General features: G+C 39.6%; 14 protein-coding genes and 2 pseudogenes. 6 read left to right on the forward strand and 10 right to left on the reverse strand.

The window, feature by feature from the left end:
• Positions 1–9: 9 nt before the first annotated feature.
• The 9 genes from HPB14_RS03625 to HPB14_RS03665 form a co-directional block, all read right to left on the reverse strand.
• Positions 10–9,576, reverse strand: coding sequence for a vacuolating cytotoxin domain-containing protein (locus HPB14_RS03625; protein WP_000222335.1), 9,567 nt, complete (start codon positions 9,574–9,576; stop codon positions 10–12).
• A gap of 150 nt (positions 9,577–9,726) precedes the next feature.
• Entirely contained in the window at positions 9,727–10,296 is a 570-nt protein-coding gene (locus tag HPB14_RS03630; RefSeq protein WP_000724730.1) for an outer membrane beta-barrel protein, read from the reverse strand.
• Positions 10,293–13,379: an efflux RND transporter permease subunit HefC gene (gene hefC / locus HPB14_RS03635; RefSeq protein WP_000278404.1), complete on the reverse strand. Its 3,087-nt coding sequence runs from the start codon at positions 13,377–13,379 to the stop codon at positions 10,293–10,295. Before hefC ends, HPB14_RS03630 begins: the two co-directional genes overlap by 4 nt.
• A gap of 12 nt (positions 13,380–13,391) precedes the next feature.
• Entirely contained in the window at positions 13,392–14,096 is a 705-nt protein-coding gene (gene hefB / locus HPB14_RS03640) for an efflux RND transporter periplasmic adaptor subunit HefB (protein WP_000619670.1), read from the reverse strand.
• A gap of 9 nt (positions 14,097–14,105) precedes the next feature.
• Positions 14,106–15,539 carry an efflux RND transporter outer membrane subunit HefA gene (gene hefA / locus HPB14_RS03645; protein WP_000848849.1) on the reverse strand — a complete coding sequence of 478 codons (1,434 nt, stop codon included), beginning with the start codon at positions 15,537–15,539 and terminating at the stop codon, positions 14,106–14,108.
• An 8-nt stretch (positions 15,540–15,547) separates the two neighbouring features.
• Positions 15,548–16,567, reverse strand: coding sequence for a uroporphyrinogen decarboxylase (gene hemE, locus HPB14_RS03650; protein WP_014658472.1), 1,020 nt, complete (start codon positions 16,565–16,567; stop codon positions 15,548–15,550).
• A gap of 68 nt (positions 16,568–16,635) precedes the next feature.
• Positions 16,636–17,253, reverse strand: coding sequence for a hypothetical protein (locus HPB14_RS03655; protein ID WP_000577392.1), 618 nt, complete (start codon positions 17,251–17,253; stop codon positions 16,636–16,638).
• The gene (locus HPB14_RS03660) at positions 17,250–17,906 is read right to left on the reverse strand and encodes a 3-methyladenine DNA glycosylase (RefSeq protein ID WP_000887179.1); all 657 of its coding nucleotides are present in this window, start codon (positions 17,904–17,906) and stop codon (positions 17,250–17,252) included. The genes HPB14_RS03655 and HPB14_RS03660 overlap by 4 nt, the downstream gene beginning before the upstream one ends.
• A 117-nt stretch (positions 17,907–18,023) precedes the next feature.
• Positions 18,024–19,556 (reverse strand): flagellin A, encoded by a 1,533-nt coding sequence (locus tag HPB14_RS03665; RefSeq protein ID WP_000885492.1) that lies wholly within the window; start codon positions 19,554–19,556, stop codon positions 18,024–18,026.
• Between the two features lie 163 nt (positions 19,557–19,719).
• Here HPB14_RS03665 and HPB14_RS08655 point away from each other — a divergent pair.
• From HPB14_RS08655 to pbp1a, 6 genes and pseudogenes are all read left to right on the forward strand, one after another.
• Positions 19,720–19,794 (forward strand): annotated as a pseudogene (locus HPB14_RS08655) (ABC transporter ATP-binding protein); the annotation flags it as partial.
• 10 nt (positions 19,795–19,804) lie between these two features.
• A complete protein-coding gene (locus tag HPB14_RS08260; protein ID WP_041199482.1) occupies positions 19,805–20,149 on the forward strand; it encodes a hypothetical protein in 345 nt (114 codons plus the stop codon).
• 11 nt (positions 20,150–20,160) lie between these two features.
• Positions 20,161–20,805 (forward strand): annotated as a pseudogene (locus HPB14_RS03675) (ATP-binding cassette domain-containing protein); the annotation flags it as partial.
• Positions 20,806–20,876: 71 nt separating this feature from the next.
• Positions 20,877–22,178 (forward strand): chemotaxis chemoreceptor TlpD, encoded by a 1,302-nt coding sequence (gene tlpD, locus HPB14_RS03680; protein WP_000467787.1) that lies wholly within the window; start codon positions 20,877–20,879, stop codon positions 22,176–22,178.
• Positions 22,179–22,200: 22 nt separating this feature from the next.
• Positions 22,201–23,322 carry an aminotransferase class I/II-fold pyridoxal phosphate-dependent enzyme gene (locus HPB14_RS03685; RefSeq protein WP_000491920.1) on the forward strand — a complete coding sequence of 374 codons (1,122 nt, stop codon included), beginning with the start codon at positions 22,201–22,203 and terminating at the stop codon, positions 23,320–23,322.
• A complete protein-coding gene (gene pbp1a, locus HPB14_RS03690; RefSeq protein WP_000913659.1) occupies positions 23,323–25,305 on the forward strand; it encodes a penicillin-binding protein 1A in 1,983 nt (660 codons plus the stop codon).
• 2 nt (positions 25,306–25,307) lie between these two features.
• On the opposite strand, the gene HPB14_RS03695 is transcribed toward pbp1a, so the two are convergent.
• On the reverse strand, positions 25,308–25,826 hold the full coding sequence (locus HPB14_RS03695) for a tumor necrosis factor alpha-inducing protein (protein ID WP_231622747.1): 519 nt from the start codon (positions 25,824–25,826) through the stop codon (positions 25,308–25,310).
• Positions 25,827–25,896 lie beyond the last annotated feature (70 nt).

Below are 25,896 nucleotides of genomic sequence, written 5' to 3' on the forward strand. Positions count from 1 at the left end.
CCCAACCCCCTAAAACGCTAAACGCATTCCAATATTCCCGGTAATGTTGATCATTTTGTAATCCAATCCAAACCTAGCTCCCACCCCAGCATTCGCATAAAAGCTTTTAAACAACCTCACTTCCCCGCCTGTAGTGATGCTCGCAAAAGTGTTATAAAGCTCGCCTTTCCTATAGCTCAAAGTGTTGTTGCCAATGAAACGCACCAATTTATCCCCCATAGATCTCACAAGCAAATCCCTACCAAAGCCGCCAATCGCATAAAAATAAGAGTTTGTGTTGAAATAATGGCGGTTCTCCAAAGCAAGATCAATCGTTAAAACGGATTTTTTAGACGGATCGGCGTTCGCTTTAAACTGGTTATAGAGCGCGTTATTCATCACCCCATCTAAACCGGTCATGCCAATATAGTAATACCTTAAACCAATTTGAGGTTTTAAAATGATGCTTTTGTTTTTAAACATGAAATCATACCCGTAATTAACTCTCGCGTTCGTCGTCCATGTGCTGTATTTATAGGACTGATTGATCATAGAAAGCAGAGTGTCGTTGGAGCTGATTTGGGTTTTATTAGCCCCCCAAGTTTCATTGACGCTAAAAGTCAGCTCGCTCTTTTTAATGAAAGCTCTCGCATACAAGCCCATGTCCACATTATTCGATCGAGAATTAGTGATGCGTTCATAAAACCCGCTATACCCATAAGCCGCATACCCTCCAACAATCACGCCCTTAATGAATCTGTCATAGCCCACATTGACACCATAGAGCGTTCCTGTGCCATTTTCCACAAAGCTCACGCCCCCAACGCCGGTTGCCCAAAGGTTGTTTTTTAGTTTATCCCTTTGAGAGTATTTTAAAATCACATCCATCGCATTAGGGGTAGCGTCAGCAAATCTTTGGTTTTTAAGGCTGATCAAGCGTTCGCTAAAATCCGTTGAATCAAAGGAAGCGAAATTAGAAAGCTTGGCTAAACGGCTCATTTGTTGCGTGTAAGTGTTGAGCTGCAAAGCATCGGTGGAATTGTTTTTAAGATTGGGTTTAGAAAGCATGCCTAAAGCACTGTTCACATCTTTCATTAAAGTAACAATGTGTTCAGTGGGATTGTCTTGCAAATAATAAGGAGCGAACAAGGGATTACCCCCCTTAGCTGCAAAAAGCTCATTCAGCCACAGAATGGAATTATTGCCCGCAGATTTGATCGCATTCAAACCAGCACTACCTTGAATGTGTTTAACATAATACTCCAAACTAGGGGCTTGAATGCTCATGGGTTTATCAGAGACGGTAACTTGAACTTTATCATAAAGGATAGATGAATACACCATTTGCCCTTGATTGTCTTTAAAGCTCACCACAAGACCCCCATCTTTAATATTGACCGGTTGGTTGTCATAGCTTAGTGAATCGCCATTCAATTGCATGCGTTTGCCGTTAAAATCAATGAGAGTGTAAAGCTTAAGGTAATCGCTCAAGCTCCCTCCAAGAATCATTTGATTATCATAGCCATAAACCATGCGTTTAGCGTTAATAAGCGTGTAAGCGCCTTGCTTGAGTTGAGTATTAAAATGGATTAAAGCTTGATTGCTATAAGACATGATCGTAGAATTGCCAGCCACATTAATAATCGTTTGATTGGTTTTATTGTTAAGATTAAAGATCAATGGCCCTTCGCTGTTAAAATTCCCCCCCACATTCAAACCATTTTCATTCGTGCTGAGAGCCGCTCCTTTAACCACATTGAGATTACCGCTAATATCAGCCCTGTAATTAGAGTTATTGTTAAAAGCGTTATTCACGATCAAGTTGTTGGCTTTAAAAGTGGCGTTCGGTCCTAAATCTAAAGTCCCGATCGTGGTATTTTGTAAGACTTTTGAAAAATCCACTAATCCATTCGCTTTAATGGTTCCTAAGAAAGCGAAATTATTCGCACTCACCTCTAAAGTTTCATCGGTTGGAACGCTTGAAATTGAAGAATTAGTTTTTTTCTCGCCCATGCAATTTAAAACATTCACGCAAATCTGACCTTTTTGAACGCTAATGTCATTTTTAGAAGCGTTAAGTGTTAAGCCGTTGGTAGCGTTTAAGGTGTCTAATGAAATGTTAGAAAAATCTTTAGATACAAAAGAAAGCCTGCCCTGATATTGCGTGAAATTGATCGTGTTTTTCCCATTAAAGATAATAGACTTACCCGCTATAAAATTCAATTCCCCCCCTGTGGCGTTACTAAACGAGCTGTTATTCACAAACACATGGTTTTTAGCCACGAAATTGAAATTCCCTTTTTGCCAAAGATTGTGTAATCCTCTAGAGCCTAGTAAAGATCCCAAGCCAAATTGTTCCAATTCTTTTTGTAAAGATTTAGGGAGTATGGATCCTAAACCTTGATGATAAACGCCTCCAAAGCCCTTATCAGCAATAATCTTATTGATCATTTGCCCTAGGACTTGATTGCTCATGATTTTATTCACTACGCCTTCGCCTAATAAGTCATTTAACGCTTTTTCACCTATGCTAGAAATGGTGCTAGTCAGCTCTTTGCTAGGGTTAGTGATGCTATTTAAAGCGATATTGACTAACACGCTCAAATCCTGTGGGCCTAGCCAAGAAATGAGCTTATTGATTAGGGGGGCTTGTTCAATCATTTGATTGAGAATATCCCCAAAAGTCGTTTTATCCAAGAAACTCTGTAAGTCTTTGGCATCAGAACTAGAACCTATTTTATCCAGGGCTTGATTCAACCCTCCAGGCACGAAATTATTAGCAAAAGAACTCAAGCTTTGCTTTCCATACCAGTTATTGATGAAATTCTCTACATTTTCAATCCCTAAAGTTTTAACGATGAATTTTTCAAACCCTGAAGCATGGGCTTGAATCTGTTCTAAAAGCATCTGATCAATTTCTTTTCTTTTTACAGGATCTAGCGCGTTTAAAAGCCCGTTTTCACCAAAAACATCGCCCACCGTTTTAGAATTTAAAATTTCCATGATCGCGTTTTTAAAAGCGCTCACGCCTAAGAGATTATTCACTTCAGTAGGGCTAAGCAAAGAGCTTAAAGTCTTAGATCCAAAATCTTTAGGGATCATGCTGGCTAAATCTTTAGGGATAGCGTTATTGTTCAAACTCTCTTCATAAACTATGTTAGAAAGGATATTCCCCAAGCCCTTTTCCCCAAAAAGCTTATCAATGCCCTCTTTCCCCAAGTAAGAAAAGATTTTATCGGTCCCTTGAGCGTCAATATTGGCTTGATTGAGCACCAAATTAGTGCCGCTTTCAAAAGACACATTCGCGCTCCCACCGCTCCCCCAAGCGTTCCCGCTGCCGATGGTTCCGGTAATGTAAATGTTTTTAGCCTTAAAATTAGCGTTAATGTAGCCTAAATAAGGCGCGCTAGAATTAAGCAATTGCCCTAAATTAGTCTGTCTAAACATCTGGCAAGTGTTATCCCCAACCGCGCATGGCTCTTTATAGCCATCGCCTCCAAACCACACCACGCTATTCGTGTTCGTTTGCCCTTCTTTGATCGCCCCTACCACGAGATTGCCTTGAGAGAAATCATAATTAGTTGTGTTGGAAAAATTATTGATAATACCCAATAAGCTCTTCCAATTTGCTTGGTTTAAAGCAATACCATATTTCTTTAAAATGTCAAAAAGAGTTTCAAAACCATTCGGGCTATTGAGATTGAGATTGTCTAAAGCCCCTGAAGATAAAAGATTGGCTATTTTAGGCAAAAACTCCTTACCCAAATTGGCGATCACACTCAAATCTTGCTTAGTGATAGCCTGATTATAAATGTGTAAGGCTTGTAAGGGTTGGTTTTGCGCGTTATAAGTCCCGGGTGTTTCATTGTTTTGATTAAAGCCTTTGATATTGCTGCTCAAATAATAAGTGCCGGCTTTGTCGCTTGTGTGATTATAGGAATTAGAGCTTTCATCATAAGGGTTTTGTTGGTAATCATACAAGCTAGGAGCGAGATTGAACATCGTATTATTAGAAACACCGTTTTGAGAGATCTGCACTTTCAAGCGGTTGTTATGCAAGGTTTCTGTAATCGTTTCAGTCGTATTGAGCGGGTTAGTGAATCTCCACGAATGAACGCCGTTATTAAACGAGTAATCAGCCTTGTCAATCTGTATGCCATAAAAACGGATCTTTTCATAGCCGTTATTCCCCATTAAACCCTGAATATTTTGAGCTTGTAAAATATTATAAACTAAGGGCTTGTTTTTTGCATCAAACAAATTCACATTAGACAGATTCAAAACGCCTTGAGTTCCAAAGCTGAAATTCCCGCTTGCATTAATGGATAAAGCGTTAGCACCATTGCCTAAAAGGCTTAGAGTGCTGTTTAAAAGAACGCTTTGAAAATTCAGGGTGCTGTTGTTTTCTAAATCAAACAAGGCATTAGAATTAAAGGTCGCTAATTTAGTGAAAGAAATTTGAGAATTATTGGCATAAAAACTCACAGGAGCGTTAAAAACGCTATCGCCATTGAAATTCAACAAGCTTGAGTTATTGAGGTTGAAATTCGTTTCCCCTTCCACTTTGAGAGCGTTAAAGCTCGCTTGGGAACTTTCAGCCAAATTCATCGTAGAATTTTGTTTAAAAGTGGAAGCGCCTTGGAAATTGATATGGATATTTTTAGCCCTTAAATTGAGCGTGGCTTGATTAAAATTCGTATTCCCTTTGAAATTAATCAGGCGTGCAGAGTTGCCAAAATCAGGCGTTTTACCAAATAAAGGAATGCCATAAAAGGTTACATTAGCGTTATTGAAATTCGCTTGATTGAAGCTGACTTGAGCGTTAGGGTTCAAGTTCAAATAAGACACCCCGTTAAAAGCGGTTGCGCCGTTAAAATTCGCTGCGCTATTATTATAAAAAGAAAGGCTTGAAGCGTTTTCTAAAGTCGTTTGGGTCTGATCCCCCCCAATATTGATAGCCGCATTGGGTTTGACTGAAAGCCTGGAATGATTGAAAGTAACATTCCCATTCAATGAAGACTGATTCACATTTTTAGACACATCAATCACCATTTGAGTGTTATTGAAAATAATGTTATTAGCTTTCAAATCATAGCGAACGCCCCCTCCTAAAATAGAATCAGTGAAAATCAAATCCGTATTTGCAACCATATTCACATACGACGAACCGCTTTCAGTCGCTCCGTTAATATTAGTCCAGCCGCTAAAAGTGGTGTTTTCAAAAGTGATACGCCCTGAATTAAAATTAAAGCCTCCCCATGTGAAATCCCTAAAGTTAGAGTTTTTAATTTCCATAGAAAGCCTGGAATTAAAATTCGCCCATGAATGCTGGCTCGCGCTGGTTTGTAAGCCCATAGCCACGGTTTGGAAATTCGTGTAATTTAACCCGTCAGCGTTCAAGGTTTCATCAGCGTTAAAACTAATCGTCGCCCCACCGCCAGCGTTAGGGTTGCCAACATTAAAGTTATTCGTTAAAAAGATATTAGTCGCGTTGAAATTGCCATGCAAATACAGCAAATTATTCTTACCAAACCAGATAGATCCGCCATTGTCATTGGCCTTTTCTTGAGCGCTCCCTAAAAGCAAAGTCCCTACCACCGTAGCCCCAAAATTCAGCGACCACGCAAAAGCGCTAGAGCCAATAAGGTCTTGATTTTTATAAGGCGCGATATAGCACACGCCAACACACACAGGGGTTTTTCCTGGAATGAAATCAAATTGCTTCCTCACTTGACTCCAAATATCCTTAGAATCAGCGTCTGTGTGGAAAGGCGAAGAATGGATAGTGAAATATTTATAAGTGATAGAGCCCGGATTAAAAGTCTCTTCAAAAACAAATTTTTGGCCGTTGCTTTGGGTGAATTGCACAAAAAAGGTGTTGTTATCCGCTCTTAATAAAGTCCCTTGTTCGCCACCATAATGGATTAAATTCCATAAACTTTTTGAAAAAACATTATCCGCTAAAATTTGATTGTTATATTTAATGTTACTCCCGCTTAAAAGCGTGTAAGTGGTGTTGTTAATCAAATCCCTTTCAATATTAAAAATACTATTATTTTCAATAGAAACTGAGCCTTGAAGGTGGCTGAAAGGATCGCTATTAATAAGCGTGTTCGTGCCTTTAAAGGTGGTGTTTTTAGTGTCGTTAAACGAATAGCTCCCGCCATTAAACGAGTTGTTGTTAAAAATTAGGTTTTGCGCTTTGGCGTTAATGTTATAGGAATTGAAGGTGTTGTTTTCTAGGGTTAAAGAATTTCCGGCGCTGTTTTCACCCCCTTTATAAATCAAAGTGCCGTTATCGCTAAAATTAACATTCTTAATCACGGCATTCCCATTAGCACTAGCGTTATCCACGCCAAAATTCCCCCCTCCACTCACAGAGCCTTTATCCCAAGTAATGTTATCGGCTTTAAGGTTAAAGCCTCCATGCGGGGTTTGGTTGCTAAAATTTGCGTTTGTTGCATTCAAGTTGCCGTTATTGACAATGAAATTCATCCATGAATTTTGCAAACCGGCTTTATCGCTATTCAAATTAGCGTTAGCGATATTCAAACGCTTTTGAGCGTTAAACACTAAAGTCGCGCCCCCACCGGTTTTAGCGCCGTTACCAGAGCGAATTGTGCCGGTAATATCAATTTGATTGGCTTTAAAAACGCCTTGAATATAGCCCACTAGCCCCCATTCAGCCCCTGAAGTTTTCCCAAAACCCACCACGCCATTAGAAGTGGGATTCGCCCCAGCAAGAAAAGGGGTGGTCTGATTGAACACTAAAACGCTGTTAGCGCCGCTGTAATCTTGCGTGAAAACGCCTGTGCCAGCAGTCTTCCAAGTCGTCATGCCGTTGAGATAGAACACGGTGTTACTGGCGTTGTTATTGACATTTTTGAGATTAAACGCATCATTATGGATATTCACGCAATGCGTATAACCTAGAGTGCATAAACGAGTGAGCGTAATCCCGTTATTAAAATTTTCTTTAATGTAGTAAGTCAAGCCGTTATCAGTGAATTGGACATTATAAATTTTAGCGTTGCTTGGCGCGGATTGATCCTTATTTACTAGCGTGCCGCTAGGGTTTTCCCCGCTAATCCAACGCAACATTTGATACAAAGCGTTATTGTTATCCTTATAATCCACGCTTTTAGCGCTGAGCAATTGATAAGTCGTGCCTACGCTTAGGCTGCTCAAAAGCCCTTGCATGTTGAAAACAACGCCCTTATTGAAAGTGAAAGTTGTTTGAGCGCCATTTATTTTAAATTGGTTATTCACATTAAAAGTGTCACCAGTGAAACTGACTTTAGGGGTATTATTGAAATTAAACACGCCCCCATTGAACGAGTTCCCACTAAAATCCACTTGCTTGGCGTTAAAATTAAACGATCCGCCATTAAACGAATTGTTATTAAAAGCGTCTGTCTGCTCTGCGTGGTTGAAATTAAACGATCCGCCATTAAATTTGTCTTCATTAAAGGTGTTATTCGCGCCATCAAAAGTGTAAGAAGCGTCATTTAAAACGGATTTTTCAATGGTGGTCTTGCCTTGAAACTTAAAGTTCCCTGCTAAAAAGCTCGTGTTTTTAAAGGTGTAAGTGTTTTTAGGGCCTTGAAATTTGTAATAAGCCTTGTTGAAATTCACGCTATCAAAAACGCCATTACCGGTAAAATCATACCCCCCATTCGTCCAGTCGTAAAAATCAGACTGAGAAACATTGATCTTACCACTCCCAGAACTATCCCCTAAGGCGATAAAAGTCATGTAAGAGTTTTGTGAAGTGGTTTTTAGGTTTTTAAAATCAGCCCCAGCGATATTAATTTCAGTCGCGCCCACAAAATTCAAAGTCGCCCCCCCACCGGTTTGAGCTCCATTGCCAGTCATCATGTTACCGGTGATATAAACCCTATCGGCTGTGAAAGTGCCAGTAATATAGCCCGTTTTCCCCCAATTGACTCCCTCATACCCCCCAAAACGCACCGTGCTGTTAGATTTAGGGATTGTGCCATTAGCCCAAGGGGTCGTAGCGTTAAAGACTAAAGCGCTGTTTTTCCCGCCATAGGTTTGAGTAAATTTCGCATTAGTGTAATTCCAAGTGTTTAAGCCGTTGAGGTAGAAAATCGCATCAGCTCTATCATCATTAATATTTTTTAAATTAAAGACATTGTCATGGATATTCACGCTATTGGTGTAATAAATATTGTTCGCACCATAATAAACGGATTGTAAAACAATGGAATCAGGGCTAAAAATTTGTCTGAAATTATAAAGCGTGCCGCCTAAATTGTAAGTTACATAGTAAGTGTGGGTGTTATTATTAGAAGTGGCGTTTTTGCTATTGTCCTTTGTGGCTTGCGTGTTTTTAAGCCTGATGATATTCCATAAATTATTCACATCATTATAAGTGATAGAGCCATTTTTCATGCTAAAGAGCGTGTAAGCGCTCCCTATCGTGGGCGTGTAATTTTGAATGTTAAAAATCGCATTAGGATTGATGGTAACTTTACCGGTCATATTCAAAAAAGGTGAAGTGGGGTTGTTGATCGTGGTTGTGCCTTGAAAATTAACATGAGCATCAGGTCTATTAAAAACGAACCAACCTCCATTAAAGGTCAAATTATTAAAAGTAATATTGCTTGCATTAAGAATATAGGCATTTCCTATAGTATTAGCGTTGCCATTAGGCATGCTCCCCAGAGTGCTGTTATTAAAGGTAACGCTATTGGCGTTAAGATTGAGTTTATAATGATTGATATTAGAGTTAGTGAAGGTGATGCTCCCCCCAATACCATTCCCACCCTTATAAGTGAGCGCGCCATTATTGTTGAAAGTTACTCCGCTAATGGTGGTTGTGCCGTTGCTATCCACGTTATCAAAGCCAAAATTCCCACCATTGATTGTTCCGCCATTATAAGTAATCTTTCGCCCCATAACATTAAAGCCCCCATGCGGGGTTTGGTTGCCAAAATCCGTGTTTGTCAAATTCACGCTATGATTGGAAATCAAATTGATCCAAGAAGTTTGCGTCCCGGCTCTGTTATTTTGAAAATAAGCCCCGTTAGTGTTTAATTCGTTTGAGCTTTCAAAAACCAGTATCGCGCCTCCACCGGTTTTCCACTCATTGCCTGAGCCAACAGCCCCTGTGATAAAAATGTCTTTTGCCTTAAAAACCCCTGTAATAAAACCGATATAGCCCTTTTCCCCAAACCACACAGAAGAATTATTGGGCGTTGCGGAAGCGTTTTTTGTCCCTATGTATAACTGACTATTGTTATAATTTTGCGTGAAATTCCTATTCCCCCCAGCCCAAGTGCGTAAAGGGCTGATATAGTAGGATTTGTGGCTGTTATTTTCATTCACGCTATTGAGCCAATACACTGAACTATTATAATCTTCAGCGCTCAAAGCTGAAACAAACCCTAGCCCTAAGAAGATTTTTTTATTAATGGATAGAGAAGAATTTGAATGCGTTTTTAAGGAGTAAATTGTCAAAGGCGAGTTTTTGATTGTATATTTTTTAGCGATTTTCTTTTTAACGCCCTTAAAAGAGCGGTTTTTACTAAAGCGTTCATTCTTTAAATCGATTTTGCTATTTCTATAAGTCATATTTTGAACCCTTTCATGTGATCATACTCGTTGTTATATTTTTTGATGCTATCCATTATATAATTTAATTAAAAACGGCACAATCTCCTTATATCATAAGGATCTTATCTTATTGATAACGACCACCAATAGGCTATTTTTTATTCTCTCTTAAAACATATAGCTATAAGCCGCATGGATAAAAACGCTCTCTAAAAAATAAAGATTTTTAAAAGAATTTCTAGTCTTTGAAAAAGGGATCTTAGCCCCAAGCTCTATGCGGTGGTGGCGATCGATCGTGCTGCCAAGCCCCACATTAAACAAGCCGTTATAACCCATAAACGAACTATTTTTCATGCCTAAATGGTTATTTTGATAAAAATACCCTATCCCAAGCCCCCCATACACCCCAAAGCTGTATTTTTTGTAAGTGTAAAAATCGCTTAACACATCAATATTTAAGCTCAATAAAGAAGTGTTAATCGTGTGCAATGCGGTGGGTTTGATTGCCATAAGGTAGGAAAATTCACCCCTTAGCGCTAGAGCTTTAAAAAAAGCGAATTGATACCCCCCTTTAGCCCCCCATAAAAAAGCCGTATAAGAAGAATCACTAGCCGGTTTTGGGGTTATTTTAATGGGGGCTAAACCCACCATAGCCCCAAAATAAATATGACTTTTTTTAGGCTCAAACGCCCCTGACAAGCCCACCCATAAAGCCAAAATGAAAACAATCTTTTTCATTCTAAAGCTTTTTGGTTTTGATAAAACCGCTTGATTTTGTCGTCTATGGGAGCGAGCAAACGATAAAACACCGGCACAATGAGTAAGCTTAACACCATAGAAATCATTAAACCCCCACTCATCGCAATCCCTATAGGGGATTTCATCGCCGCTCCATCCCCACTCGCCAACGCTAAAGGCAGCATGCCGCAAACCATCGCAATGGTCGTCATTAAAATCGGTCTTAAACGGGTTTTGCCGGCAAATAAAATGGCTTCTTGGATATTCAAACCTTTTTTACGCTCTTCATTCGCCACATCAATTAAAAGCGTGGCGTTTTTACCCACCATACCAATGAGCAAAATCAAGCCTATCATAGAGAACATGCTCAAAGGCTGATGGACCAAACCTAGAGCAAAAAACGCCCCTGAAAAGCTTAAAGGCATGGTAACCATGATGATAAAAGGCTCTAAAATGGACTCATACAACGCCGCTAAAATCATATAAATCAACACAAACGCTGTCGCTAAAGCGACTAAAAACTCCCCATTGCTCTCTTTGGCGTTATCCGCTTCTCCGGTAAATCTGTAATTCGCCCCTTCAACCAGCCATTCTTTAGTGTTTTTACTCACTTGCGTTAAAATCTCGCCCAAAGAAACGCCCGCATTCCTATTAGGCTCAGCAAGCACCGTAACGCTGCGTTGGCGGTTATAGCGAGAAATACTGGACGGGCTTTTAGTTTCTGTGATTTCCACTAAAGCGTCTAAAAACATCAATTTATCGTATTTGTTGCGCACTTGCAAGCGTTTGATGTCTTCTACAGAAACGCGCTTATCATCAGGCACCCTAATGATCATGTCGTATTCTTTGCCATCTTCTTTGAACACGCTCGCTTGAGAAGTCCCAGAGAAAGCAGAGCTCACCACCGAGCCAATGGTTTGAGCGCTCACGCCGTATTTGTTAGCGTTTTGTCTTAAGATTTTGAGTTGCAATTGCGGTTGCGATTCGCTCGTGCTTGTATGGTAGCCTTCAACCTTGCCTTTTAATTCAGGGCTTTCTAATAAGAATTTTCTCAAATTCTCCACGCTTTTATCCACCGCTTCTTGAGAATGGGAAAACACAAAGGTTTGGAAGGGCGAACTATCCCCACCGCCCCCTATAAGAGCAACTTCAGAAAGATTAATAGTATCTAAACCTTTAGCTTCAGGCAAGCTTCTCAACTCTTTCCTTAAAACGCTCATCAACTCAAATTGCCCCAATTCACCCTCTTTTTTGCGCTCTTTTAAAGGCTTGAGCTGCACAAAAATCTTAGCCTTAAAAGGGTTTTGTGTGGTGCCATAACCCACTTGCAAGGTGGTGAATTCCACTTCAGCATGCTTTTCAATCGCTTTTTGAAAGATCTTACTCTTTTGCGTCATGTAATCTATGCTCACACCCGGTTTAGCCTTAAGCCACACTAAAAACCTCCCCCTATCTTCTTTCAGCATGAACTCCATACCCAATTTAGAAGCCACAAAAAGCGAACCCACAAACACCAAAACCACCGCTATAGAGATAATGAGCTTGTGGTTTAATACCCATTGGAGCAACTTGGTATAACGAGACTCTAAAGCCTTAAAAAAAGGCTCACTCCACACATAAAAACGAGAATGCCTGGGATTGACCACCACTGAGCTTACCATAGGGATAATCGTAACGACCACCACATACGATAAAGCGATCGCTAAAGCCACCGTGATCCCAAAGCTTTGGAAAAAGCGCCCGATAATGCCTTTCATGTTCCCTATAGGCACAAACACAGAGAGCAGCATCGCTGAAATCGCTACTAGAGCAAAGCCAATCTCCCTCACCCCCTCATAGCTCGCTTTTCGTTTACTCATGCCCATTTCTAGCTTTTTATGGATGTTTTCAATCACCACGATCGCATCGTCAATGATGATCCCTATCGCTAGCGTTAAAGCCACCATGGTGAGCATGTTTAACGAAAAGCCCATCCATTGAATGAGTGCAAAAGTCCCCATGATAGAAATAGGGATAGAGATCGCTGAAACGAGGGTGATCGTGCCGTTACGCAAGAACGCAAACACCACTAAAACCGCTAAAATCGCCCCTAAGATTAGGTCAAATTTCACATCTTCAATAGAGGTGCGGATATAGCTCGTGGTGTCTAAAAAGGGTCTGATTTCATAGTTAGGGCTAATGGCTTGAATGCGCTTTAAAGCTTCATACACCCTATCCACGATTTCAATTTCATTCGCTCCGGCAATCTTTTGGATTTCTAAAATCACACCGGGTTTGTCTTTAAAGCTCGCAAAAGTGTTGTCTTCTTCCAAACCGATTTCAATTTTTGCAATATCGCCAAGACGCACATGATTACCCACTTGAATCTTTTCTACATCCGCCACGCTATAACTATTCGCATTGATTAAAATAGACAATTCCCTTTGGCTATTGACAATGCGCCCCCCATCAATTTCCACATTCTCCGCTTTAAGCGTGCTGAAAAGATCCGCATAAGTCAGGTTGTATTTATTCATCAAAGTGGGATCGGCATAAATCCTAATCTGGCGCTCCCTAAAGCCGTTGAGCTGCACGCCCCCTACCCCATTGATTTTTTGGAGCATGGGTTTAATGGTGTTTTTAGCGTAATCATTAAGGGTTGTAGCCGGCACGCTTGAACTGCTCACAAACAATGAAATAATGGCTTGGCTGTCGGTATCAAATTTATTGATAGAGGGTTTTTTAATGTTAGAGTCATCAAAACGCACCGAAGAAATTTTATTCACCACATCGTTTAAGGCTTCTTCATTAGGCTTTTCTAATTCAAATTCAATGACGACAATACTCACATTTTTAGAACTCGTGGAAGTAACCTTTTTGATCCCATCAATCCCCATCACCGCTTCTTCAATCTTATCGGTTACCTTACTCTCTATGATTTCAGCGCTAGCCCCAGGATAAGTCGTAGTAACCACCACCGTAGGCAGATCAATTTTAGGGAAAAGCGCCACGCTCAATTTTTTAAAACCCATAGTCCCAAAAAAGACAATCGCCAAAGCAAACATCAAGGTCGTAATAGGACGATTAATCGCTGTTTTATACATCAAAATATCCTATTATTTCGTTTGGATAAACCCATCGCCAAAAAGCCCCACCGCCATAGGCTTAGACAAAAGGGCTTCAGCACTCACTTTCCTGGTGTTTTCATCAACCGTGGGGTAAATCTTAGTGATTTTAGCTTCATGCTGATTGGAATCCCCATCTATAGAATAGGTGTAAGTATCCCCCACTTTGACTGCATTAATATATTTAGAATCAAATTCAATAACCAATTTCCTAGCATGGCTGACTAGTCTCAATAACACCGTGTTATTCGCGCTCACCCCTTCGCCCACTTGAATGTTTTTACTCGCTATCACGCCATCAAAAGGGGCTCTTAAAATGGTTTTATTCAATACCGCAATAGAATAAGCGTAATCCGATTCCAAACGCCTGTAAGTGAACTCATAACCCTCTAGAGTGTTTTTATCCACAGCGCCCCCAATTTTGCTGTATCGTTGGTATTGCTTTTTAGCGAAAATGAGTTGTTGCTCGGTGGAATCGCTTTGAGCCTGTTTGTCTTGATTATACAAAAGCAACAAAACATCGCCCTTTTTGACCACGCTCCCCTCAGTAACCTTAATGCTATCCACAATCCCTGTGCTGTCTAAGGTGAGTTTGGAATCTTGCATCGCTTTCACGTTGAAAATCGCATACACTCTTTCGCCAGCTTCCATGCTCAAAAAACTCAAAAAAAGTCCTATTAAAATTTTTCGTATCATTTTTATCCCTTAATGCACATAGTCGTCTATCTTATGCCCGCTGTTGAAAATGTAATTGGCTTTTTGCACTTCATAATTATTGAGCGCTAAATTGTAAGCCACTTCTGCATCAAAGCGCGTGGTTAAGCCCCTTAAATAGGTGGTGAAATCCACTAAATTAGCGTCGTATTTCCTTTTAATATTGGCAAAAGAAAGATTAGCCGCATCCAAACTAGCCTTTGAAGATTCAATCTTAGCTCTGGCAATATCAAGCGACTTTCTGTAAAGCTGTTCGTCTTTTTCTTGCTCTAATTTTTTATACGCTAAATTCTTTTCATTCGCTAATTGGCCTAGCATGATGGATTGTTTTTGCAAGCTCAAGCCTATATCATCAAAAATATTCAAAGTCGCAGTAACCCCAGCCGTGTTTTGCTGACCTGGGTAGAAATTCCCAAAACGCCCTGTGGCATAAGCGGGTTTTTGAATCCAAAAAAGCCATGAGTCAAACACATCTATCTTGGGGTAATAATTGAGTTGCTTGTTTTGGTATCTGATTGCGGAAATCTGCTCCCTTAAAGAAACCAAATCCTGCCTTTCTCTTAATTGCAAATTAGGCGCATCAATCGTGGTCTTTTTCAAATTTTTCACACTGAGGTTAGTGAGGTATTCTAAAGTCAAGCGGTTTTGCTCCAAAGCAAATTGCATGTCCAAAATATCGTATTCGCTCAAGTTCCCTTGCGCTTTTAGGCTTTGCAAATCATCAATCGTGGTCAGCCCTTTGTCATAGAGCTTGGTAACCCTTTTAATGTCCGTTTTGATTTGCTCTAATTTCTTTTGCAAAGCGATCATGCGAGCTAAATTATTAAAATACTCATAATATTGTTGCACCACTTGCAAATACACGCTTTGGCGGCTATATTCTAAATTAGCCACAGTGGATCGGTAAGTCGCAGACTTTTCTTTGACATTATTCACATTGCTAAAACCATTAAACACATTCAATGTGACTTGAGCTTGGAATTGTTGGGTGTTATAATGCTTATATTCTGGAGTATCCCTAGCTTCATTTTTAAAATTATAACTCGCGTTCAAAGTGGGCAAAAACATCGCTTTGGCGATGGTGTGGTTTTTCATCGCTTGCTTGACACTGAGTTCTTGCGCTTGCAAACTAAGATTAGTGGTAGCCCCTTTTAGCAATTCATAAAGCCCCAAAGCGGCTTTATCGCTTTTTTCATGGTATTTAGCGATCTCTTGATTGATCGTGGTCGCTGTTTCTTTAGGCGAGGATAAAAAACTCGGTGTTGCTTCTAAAGAACTTGTCGGTGGATCAATGAGCTTTAAATTCTTATGGCTATAATTGTTAAGGATTTGCTTGATTTCATCTGGGGTTTTAGAGGGGGTTTGGGCTAGAGTTAGAGTAACACACAAGCCCAATAAACTCGCATATCTTATAATAGTTTTCATCAATCCCCCTATCGCTTCGTTTTAGCATGCACTAATTGCACTAAATATTTTGCATTTTCTCTAGGCAGATCCGGTAGCATCCCATGCCCTAAATTGAAAATATGCCCTTGATTGCCCATGACTTTTAAAATCCTTTCAACGCCTTCTTCCAAAGCGTTTTTATCATAAAGGCGGGTGGGTTCTAAATTCCCTTGCAAAACATACTTACCGCCTAAAATCTTTTTTGCCACCTCTAAAGGCGTACCCCAATCCACGCCAAACACATCAAACTCCCCATCTATGCTATCCAAATAAGCGCCAATCCCTTTAGGGAAAAGGATAACTGGGATATGCGCATAGCGTTTTTTAAGCTCTTTAGAGATTTTTTTCAAATAATCCCAACTGAATTTCAAATACGCTTCTTTTTCTAAAGCGCTAGCCCATGAGTCAAAGATCATCACTGCATTGACCCCTGCTTGGATTTGAAGGCTCAAATACTCTATCAATTCAAGGCTCAATTTTTCTAAAAGCGCTTTTAAAACTTCAGGCTCGCTATAAAGCATTTTCTTGCTTTTGGCATACGATTTGCTCCCCTCGCCTTCTATCATGTAAGTCGCTAAAGTCCAAGGCGATCCGCAAAAACCGATTAACGCTTTCTCTTTAGAAAGCTTTTGGCGCGTTTGAGAAATCGTATCATAGACATAATTCAGCTGTTTATAAGCCCCTACTTTTAGGTTTTCCACGCTTTTTAAATCCGTAATGGTTTCTAAAAAATGCGGCCCCTTCTTGGGGATAAATTCCAAATTCAAGCCCATTTCCAAAGGCACTACTAAAATATCGCTAAACAAAATAGCCGCATCCACGCCTAAAATCTCTACCGGCTGCAAAGTAACTTCTGTGGCTAAATCGCTATTTTTACACAATTCCAAGAAGCTCCCCGCTTTTTTACGGCTCTCTTGGTATTCGCTAAGGTAACGCCCCGCTTGCCTCATCATCCAAATGGGCGTGTAAGGCGTTTCCTTTCTAAAACATGCATCAATGAAAATCATCATAAATCCTTAAAGGTTTGTCTAATTATGGTTTTTATACTCTATAGTTAGTTTTTAAAATGAATATTTTACCCTAAAAATCTCGTAAAGTCATAAAAAGTGAATGTGATACCAACAGAATAGATGTTCAATCGTGGCGTGCCAAAGGCTTTAGAAAATTTGCTTTGGATAAAATAAAAAGGGATACCACCCCTTGCTTCTATACTCAAGCCAAAATTTTTAGCCGCATTGAAAAACAAACCCACACTCCCCACCGCTGATTGGATATTGAATTGATACTTATCAATCTTAGCCCCTAAAATTTGAAGCTGATAGCCTAAGGCGATTTTAGGGATAACCCACCCCTTAAAAAGCCTCACCCCAGCGACTAGCCCAGCGCTCATGAAATACGAATCGCCCATTCCTGCATCCAAATACCCCCCTAATAAAGCTTTCTTTTTTAAAACGAACCCTGCACCAAAACCCAAAGAAGCGTCATGGTAAATTTTATCCATTAAAATAGGAGGGCGGTTTTTAGGGCGGATGGGGGATCTTTTAGTCGTCTCTGCATGCTGATAAAGATAGCCGATTTTAAAAGAGCCAAAATATTTTTTAGTAGGCTCTAAAGGTTTGAAAAAATTCCAATCCTTTTTGGCCAGTAAAACGCCTTTTAAAAGGCTTAAGATTAAGAAAAATCTAAAAATCAAAGCTTTAATTCCAATTTTTGTTTGGAAAATTCTACAATCTTTCCATGGAATCTCGCATAAAGTTGCGCTAAAGGAATGGTGTTTTCATAAAGCGCTAAGGCGGAATTTAAATTCTCTTGAACGCCTTTTTCAAAAAAATGTTGCAATTCGTCATAATCTTCTATCTCTATGCCTAATTTTTTTAAAAAAAGATAGCTGTATTTATCCACCACCATCACTTCTTTAGCGCACGCATAGCATAAAATCGCATCTGCGCTTTCTTTGCCAATACCCTTTTGGTCTAAAAGCCACTCTCTGGTTACTTCTTGTTTAAAATTTTCAAAACTTTGAAAGTCTTTTAAAATATTCTTACTCAAATCAATCAGTCGTTTGGCTTTTTGGTTATAAAACCCGCTAGGGCGGACACACTCTGCAAGCTTTGAAAACTCTATATAAGCGATTTTTTTAAGATTGATTTCATCATCATTTTCTAAAATGAAAGCGTTTTTTAGATTTTCTAAAGATTTCAAAACGGCTTCAAATTTAGTGTTTTGCGTTAAAACCGCTCCTAATAAAGCTTCAAATTTCAAAGCGTTAGGCCACCACCAAGCAGGGGCGTTTTTCAATAAATCCAAGCTCTTTAAAGCCTTTAAAATCTCAAAACTATCCAACACAATAACCGCCTATAATAAAAAGGAATCAAAAAGAGTATTTTATTGAAAAAGAAGTAAAAATTAAAGCGAAAAGCCAACGCTTAAAGCGTTAGCCCCATACAAACACCTTTCTTAAAACTAAGTTAAAAGCCTTAAGATATTTTGTTGGACGGTATTGGCTTGACTCATCGCATAACTGCCTGATTGCGCCAAAATATTGTTTTTATTGAAATTCGCGCTCTCTTCAGCAAAATCCACATCCCTAATTTGAGACTCAGCCGCTTTAACATTCACTTGAGTGATGCTGATGTTATTCACGGTGCTAATCATTTGATTTTGCACAGAACCTAAATCAGAGCGGACTTTATCCAACATTTTCATCGCAGACTCGGCAATATCAATCACCACCATCGCACCTCTTAAGGTTGTAACCCCAGATCCCAAGCTTTGATTACCGCTAGCGATGACAGCGTTATAGTTCGCGCCACTAGCTGATTTGACATTAGCGTTAAAATTCCCGGTAACATCGCGCAAATTCACCGTGGTTTCTGCCACTTGAGATTCTCCAAAACCAATCGCTGTGAAGCCTAAATGCTGTGAGTCAGAAGCTGAAACGACATTGATGCTCTTAGCGTCTAATCGTGTGAGAGAAAGTCTTCCGTAGTTAGTAGAGCCTTTTGTTAAATCCTGACCGCCATTGATCATCGTTAAAGCACTAGGCCCATTACTGACGCTATCGGTTTTGATTTCAATCCCACGACCATCTATACTGCGCAAATTCAAGCGCCCTTTTTGATCCGTATAAGCTTCCACGCCGGTTTCTGAAGTAACCGCATTGATCGCTGCGACTAACCTTCCGTCTGAGTCGTTTTTCTTAATATCTGCGATATTACCCAAATGAATCCCATTTAAGGTCAAATTACTCAAACTTCCTGACTGGACTGCAACATCACTAGTAGTGATAACGCTAGCATAAGCTTTAACGCCTGTTCGATTAGAGTTTTTGTTAATCACTTCTGCTAACACGCCAATCCCTGTGCCTGCTGAACTAGAGACTTTCACGCTCTCTAAAGTCACATCATTCACGCCATCCACTTGTTTAAATGTCAAGCTAATATCCCCAGAAGCCGTGATTAACGCACCTGTAGCGATACGAACCTGACCGATTTTATCCGAAGTGGTAGAGCCGATAGAAGCCTTAATGCTTTGGTTAGAATAAGCCCCTACTTGGAATTCTTTGTTGGTGAATTGACCAGACAATAACGCTTGCCCGTTATAAGTAGTCGTGTTACCGATATTGTCTAAACCTTGAATCAAACGAACGATGTCAGACTGAATCGCTTTACGGGATTCCGTAGTTTGCCCGTCTTGAGCCGCTTGAGTCGCTTTAACCTTAACGGTGTCTAAGATTTTCAACTGCTCATCCATAGCCTTATCCGCAACCTGGATAATCCCCATGCCGTCATTCGTGTTGGCAATCGCTTGACCCAAACTGCTCGCTTGTGAACGCAAAGAATCCGCTACCGTCATGCCTGATGCGTCATCAGCCGCTTTATTAATCCTTAAACCTGAACTCAATCGCTCCAATGAAGTTTTAAGTGCGTTTTGAGTGAGTGCGGATTGCACATGCGCATTCATCGCATTGATATTTGTATTGACCTGAAAAGCCATTGTTGTAACTCCTTGTTATAAAAAACCCAAAGGCATCCTTGCTTTTGGTTGGAACTATTATCGGTTAAAGTTTGAAATTTTAAAGGGCTTTATTTTAAAAGCAAAATTTAAAGGAGCATGAAAATGGGCTATAATAAAGAAAATTTATACCAAATCTTATTGAATGCAAACACCAATGGATACCATAAAAAACATTCCATTAAGGACTTTTGTTTTACTCTATAAAAGCTCACCAAAAAGGTATTGAAGTGAAAAAAGCATTAATCATAGCTAGCAAAATAACTCTTTGGTTATTGGCGCTTTTAGGTGTTTATGCTTTAGTGATCTTTGTTGCACTTAAAACCTATTATCAAAATAAAGGCTATAGTATTTTAACATTTGGAATGATTATAATGACAGAAGAAACCTATGAAGCCTATCTTGATACGAATATTAAACAATTGGAAGAGATAAGAAATCAAAAGCTTAACAAAGCATTGGAATTGTGCAAACAATCAGGTCTTTTTCTCAGAAAGTTTGACGGAAAAAATTTTTCATTTGAATGCGATGAACCAAATCGCTCTAATAACCCTAACGGAAAGGTGAATCCTTAGAATTTAATTTTTATGCATTAGTCGGTAGGAATGCTAGCGGAAAAACCACGCTGATTAAATTATTGCTAGGGTTTTATATCCCAAATTCAGGTCAAATTATTATCAATAACAAATACTCGTTACAGGATTTAGAGCTAAACAGCTACCACCAACAAATGAGTGCCATATTCCAAGATTTTTCTCTTTATACTGGGTACAGCATTGATGATAATCTTTTCATGCAAAACAACCCCACAAGAGAGCAATTAAAGCAAAAGAGAGAAATGCTAAAATCTTTTGATGAAAATTTTCAAAATTGTCTTAATGATTATAGCAACGCATTATTTGGAACACAGTATAATGGGATAGATTTTTCTTTAGGTCAAAAGCAACGCATAGCTACCATAAGAGCCTTTTTAAAACCAAGTAATTGCATTGTTTTAGATGAGCCAAGCAGCGCCATCGATCCCATTATGGAAAAAGAGTTTTTAGATTTTATTTTTAAAAAATCGCAATCTAAGATGGCTTTAATTATTACACACCGCATGAATAGTGTCAAGCAAGCTGATGAAATTATCGTTTTAGATCAAGGCAAACTTATAGAACAGGGCAACTTTGAAACCCTTATGAAAAAACAGGGATTATTTTACGAATTGTTTTTGAAACAACAATACTAATGAGCGCTTAAAATGTTTGGTAATTTTGGGTATAATCTCAAAAGATTCAAATTTAAATAAGGAATGCCACCATGTTTGGGAATAAGCAGTTGCAACTTCAAATCAGTCAGAAAGATTCTGAGATTGCGGAGTTAAAAAAAGAAGTCAATCTCTATCAAAGCCTTTTAAATTTGTGCTTGCATGAAGGTTTTGTGGGTATTAAAAACAATAAAGTCGTTTTTAAAAGCGGGAATCTTGCAAGCTTAAACAATTTAGAAGAACAAAGCGTTCATTTTAAAGAAAATGCAGAGAGCGTTGATTTGCAAGGGGTTTCTTATTCTTTAAAAAGCCAAAATATTGATGGCGTGCAGTATTTTTCCCTAGCCAAAAAAACAGGGGGTGTGGGGGAATACCATAAAAGCGATTTGTTTAAGACTTTTTGCGCGAGCTTAAAAGAGGGCTTAGAGAATGCGCAAGAAAGCATGCAGTATTTCCATCAAGAAACAGGCTTGCTCTTAAATGCGGCTAAAAATGGCGAAGCGCATTCTACTGAAGGATTAGGGACCGTTAATAAAACGGGTCAAGACATTGAATCGCTTTATGAAAAGATGCAAAACGCCACTTTGTTAGCGGACTCTCTCAACCAACGGAGCAATGAAATCACTCAAGTCATTTCTTTGATTGACGATATTGCAGAACAAACCAATCTCTTAGCCCTAAACGCCGCTATTGAGGCTGCGCGAGCGGGCGAGCATGGGAGAGGTTTTGCGGTGGTGGCTGATGAGGTGAGAAAACTCGCTGAAAAAACCCAAAAAGCCACTAAAGAAATCGCCGTTGTGGTTAAAAGCATGCAACAAGAAGCGAACGATATTCAAACCAACACCCACGATATTAATTCTATTGTAGGCTCTATTAAGGGCGATGTAGAAGAGCTGAAATCCACCGTGAAAAATAACATGATTGTCGCGCAAGCCGCAAAATACACCATCTACAATATCAATAACCGGGTGTTTTGCGGTCTAGCCAAACTCGATCATGTGGTCTTTAAAAACAACCTTTATGGCATGGTCTTTGGTCTCAATTCCTTTGACATTACCAGCCATAAGAATTGCCGCTTAGGCAAATGGTATTATGAGGGCGCGGGCAAAGAGAATTTTTCCAACACTTCAGGCTATAGAGCTTTAGAAAGCCACCATGCAAGCGTGCATGCTGAAGCTAATGATTTGGTTAAAGCCGTTCAAGAAGACCACATTACCGATTCAAAATACCTAGAGCATAAAGTGCATTTAATGGAAGATAGCGCTAAACATGTCAAAGAAAATATTGATAAGATGTTTTACGAAAAACAAGATGAACTCAATAAAATCATTGAAAAAATTCAAAAAGGCGAATGATTCCATTCAATGAAGTGTTTTGATGTTTTCTAAATCTTTAGAAGCCCTACGCCATGCCAAACGCTACCGCAAAAGAGAGTTGTTTGACCCTTTATTAAAGGATTACGCTTCTAATGATTATTTAGGTTTGAGCGTTAAAAAAGATTTGCTTCAAAACGCTTTTAATAAGCTCCAATCCTTTGTTTCTCATTCCCCCAAGGCTTCCATGCTAGTGAATGGCTACCACCCTTTGCATGCAGAGTTAGAAGAACGATTAGCGGATTTGTTGGGGTTTGAAAGCGCTCTTTTAGTGGGGAGTGGTTTTTTGGGCAATCTGGCTTTAATAGACACCCTATTAGTCAAAAACGCCCTCTTATTCATGGACGAACACTACCATGCAAGCGGGATTTTTAGCACCAAAACGAAGCCTAATCAAGTGGTTTTTTTCTCGCACAATGACGCTAAAGATTTACAACAAAAACTCTTTAACGCTCCTAAAAATAAACTCAAATTCATAGCCATTGAGGGGGTTTATTCTATGGATGCGAGCGTCGCTCCCTATGATTTTTATACAATCACTCAAGAGATCCCTAACGCTTTTTTAATCGTTGATGAAGCCCATAGTTTTGGGACTATCGGCGAGAATTTATTGGGTTTTTTAGAATATTATCGCATCAAGGAAAAAGACAAAATCATTAAACTCAGCACTTTCTCTAAAGCGCTTGCGAGCTATGGGGCTTGTATTTTAGCCCCTTTACAAGTCATAGAGTTTTTAACTAATCGCGCTAAAAGCGTGATTTATACTACCGCTTTAAGCCTGTTAGACACCGCTTTGACTTTGGCCCATTTAGAATACTTTATCGCGCAAAAACAAGAATTAAAAAAGGAGCTTAGCAAACACCAACAGATTATTTTTGAAACCTTAGGTATTAGAACGCTCGCAGGATTTTTTACCCTAAAATTTGAAAACAATCCCGATCTTTTAAACGCTCATCATTTTTTGAAAGAAAAAGGGTTTTTAGTGGGAGCTATCCGCCCTCCAACAGTTTCTAAACCCCTTTTACGCATCTCTTTATCCCTTAAAAACAGCTTAGAAGACACTAAAGAGCTTGCGAACACCCTTTTAGATTATTCTAAAATACAATCTTCTTTTAAGAGTGATTAAATGCTAAAAAAGATTTTTTATGGTTTTATCGTTTTATTTTTAATTGTCATAGGGTTATTAGCCATTCTTATCGCTCAAGTCTGGGTAACTACGGATAAGGATATTGCCAAAATTAAAGATTATCGCCCGGGCGTCGCTTCACAGATTTTAGACCGAAAAGGGCGTTTGATCGCTAATATCTATGATAAAGAATTTCGTTTTTATGCGCGTTTTGAAGAAATCCCCCCACGATTCATTGAAAGCCTTTTAGCGGTAGAAGACACCCTCTTTTTTGAGCATGGGGGGATCAATTTGGACGCTATCATGCGCGCTATGATTAAAAACGCTAAAAGCGGTCGTTACACCGAAGGGGGCAGCACCCTAACCCAACAACTCGTTAAAAACATGGTGCTCACACGAGAAAAAACGCTAACCAGAAAACTCAAAGAAGCCATCATTTCTTTACGCATTGAAAAAGTCTTAAGCAAAGAAGAAATTTTAGAGCGTTATTTGAACCAAACTTTCTTTGGGCATGGGTATTATGGCGTGAAAACCGCAAGTTTAGGGTATTTTAAAAAACCCCTTGACAAACTCACGCTTAAAGAAATCGCCATGTTAGTCGCCTTACCCAGGGCTCCGAGTTTTTATGACCCCACTAAAAACTTAGAATTTTCACTCTCTAGGGCTAATGATATTTTAAGGCGGTTGTATTCTTTAGGCTGGATTTCTTCTAACGAGCTCAAAGGCGCTCTCAATGAAGTGCCAATTGTTTATAACCAAACTTCCACGCAAAACATCGCCCCCTATGTCGTGGATGAAGTGTTGAAGCAATTGGATCAATTAGACGGGTTAAAAACTCAAGGCTACACCATAAAACTCACGATAGATTTGGATTACCAACGCTTAGCGTTAGAGTCCTTGCGTTTTGGGCATCAAAAAATCTTAGAAAAAATCGCTAAAGAAAAGCCAAAAACTAACGCATCTAATGAAGATGAAGACAACTTAAACGCTAGCATGATAGTTACGGACACGAGCACCGGTAAGATTTTAGCTTTAGTGGGGGGGATTGATTATACAAAAAGCGCTTTCAATCGCGCCACGCAAGCCAAACGGCAGTTTGGGAGCGCGATCAAGCCTTTTGTGTATCAAATCGCCTTTGATAATGGCTATTCCACGACTTCTAAAATCCCTGATACCGCGCGAAACTTTGAAAATGGCAATTATAGTAAAAACAGCGAACAAAACCACGCATGGCACCCTAGCAATTATTCTCGCAAGTTTTTAGGGCTTGTAACCTTGCAAGAAGCCTTGAGCCATTCGTTAAATCTAGCCACGATCAATTTAAGCGATCAGCTTGGCTTTGAAAAAATTTATCAATCTTTAAGCGATATGGGGTTTAAAAACCTCCCTAAGGACTTGTCTATTGTGTTAGGGAGCTTTGCTATCTCACCCATTGATGCGGCTGAAAAATATTCTTTATTTTCTAATTACGGCACCATGCTCAAACCCATGCTCATTGAAAGCATCACTAACCAACAAAACGATGTTAAAACTTTCACGCCTATGGAAACCAAAAAGATCACCTCTAAAGAACAGGCTTTTTTAACCCTTTCAGCGCTGATGAATGCGGTAGAAAACGGCACAGGGAATTTGGCTCGCATTAAAGGTTTAGAAATTGCCGGTAAAACCGGGACTTCTAACAACAATATTGATGCTTGGTTCATTGGCTTTACTCCCACCTTACAAAGCGTGATCTGGTTTGGGAGAGACGATAACACGCCTATTGGCAAAGGAGCGACAGGAGGAGGCGTTGTGAGCGCGCCTGTGTATTCGTATTTCATGCGTAACATTTTAGCGATTGAACCCTCTTTAAAAAGAAAGTTTGATGTCCCCAAAGGCTTGCGTAAAGAAATCGTGGATAAAATCCCCTACTACTCAACCCCTAATTCCATCACCCCCACCCCCAAAAGAACAGACGATAGCGAAGAACGCCTATTGTTCTAAGCCTACATGGCTATAGGGACTTTAATGTCTCCGTAATTGACAGAATCTTTAAAGATTTCTTCCACTTTAGCCACAAGGATACTCACCGCTTGATTGTCTAAGGCCATTTTATGCAACCCTTCGCTCAAAGCGTCCTTATCAAAACCACGCGCACGCACTAACGCAAACACTTCCTCATTGTTAGGATTGATATAAATCCCTAAACGATCCACATTCATCAAGCTATCATAAATGGGCTGTGTCATTTGGATAAACATTTCATTAGTGATCTTTTGCTTGATGCGGTTGGATTTAGAAAGGTAAGCCTCTTTGAGTTTATGCACAATATTTTGCGCCACTCTTATTGTCGCTCTTTTGGTAGCGATTTTTTCTATTTCTTCAGTTTTCTTACCATCCACAATGTGCGAGCTATCCACCCCTTGCGTGATATACTCACTGCGATTTTGCAACATCCAATAAGGCACATCTTGCAAGAAAGAATTCCTTTGCGAAGTGTTTGGGCAAGTGCAAGCCTGTAACATTAAAACACCCAACCCGCATAAAACCAATTGCTTGCTTTTTAAAAAAGATTTTTCTAACACGCTATCCCCT

The sequence above is a fragment of the Helicobacter pylori HUP-B14 genome (genome assembly GCF_000259235.1).
GTDB classification, from domain to species: domain Bacteria; phylum Campylobacterota; class Campylobacteria; order Campylobacterales; family Helicobacteraceae; genus Helicobacter; species Helicobacter pylori_CU.

Excerpts from the sequence above, each read along its gene's own strand:
- HPB14_RS03625 (WP_000222335.1), bottom strand. The coding sequence starts at position 9,576 with ATGACTTATAGAAATAGCAAAATCGATTTAAAGAATGAACGCTTTAGT.
- HPB14_RS03630 (WP_000724730.1), bottom strand. The coding sequence starts at position 10,296 with ATGAAAAAGATTGTTTTCATTTTGGCTTTATGGGTGGGCTTGTCAGGG.
- hefC (WP_000278404.1), bottom strand. The coding sequence starts at position 13,379 with ATGTATAAAACAGCGATTAATCGTCCTATTACGACCTTGATGTTTGCT.
- hefB (WP_000619670.1), bottom strand. The coding sequence starts at position 14,096 with ATGATACGAAAAATTTTAATAGGACTTTTTTTGAGTTTTTTGAGCATG.
- hefA (WP_000848849.1), bottom strand. The coding sequence starts at position 15,539 with ATGAAAACTATTATAAGATATGCGAGTTTATTGGGCTTGTGTGTTACT.
- hemE (WP_014658472.1), bottom strand. The coding sequence starts at position 16,567 with ATGATTTTCATTGATGCATGTTTTAGAAAGGAAACGCCTTACACGCCC.
- HPB14_RS03665 (WP_000885492.1), bottom strand. The coding sequence starts at position 19,556 with ATGGCTTTTCAGGTCAATACAAATATCAATGCGATGAATGCGCATGTG.
- tlpD (WP_000467787.1), top strand. The coding sequence starts at position 20,877 with ATGTTTGGGAATAAGCAGTTGCAACTTCAAATCAGTCAGAAAGATTCT.
- HPB14_RS03685 (WP_000491920.1), top strand. The coding sequence starts at position 22,201 with ATGTTTTCTAAATCTTTAGAAGCCCTACGCCATGCCAAACGCTACCGC.
- pbp1a (WP_000913659.1), top strand. The coding sequence starts at position 23,323 with ATGCTAAAAAAGATTTTTTATGGTTTTATCGTTTTATTTTTAATTGTC.
- HPB14_RS03695 (WP_231622747.1), bottom strand. The coding sequence starts at position 25,826 with ATGTTACAGGCTTGCACTTGCCCAAACACTTCGCAAAGGAATTCTTTC.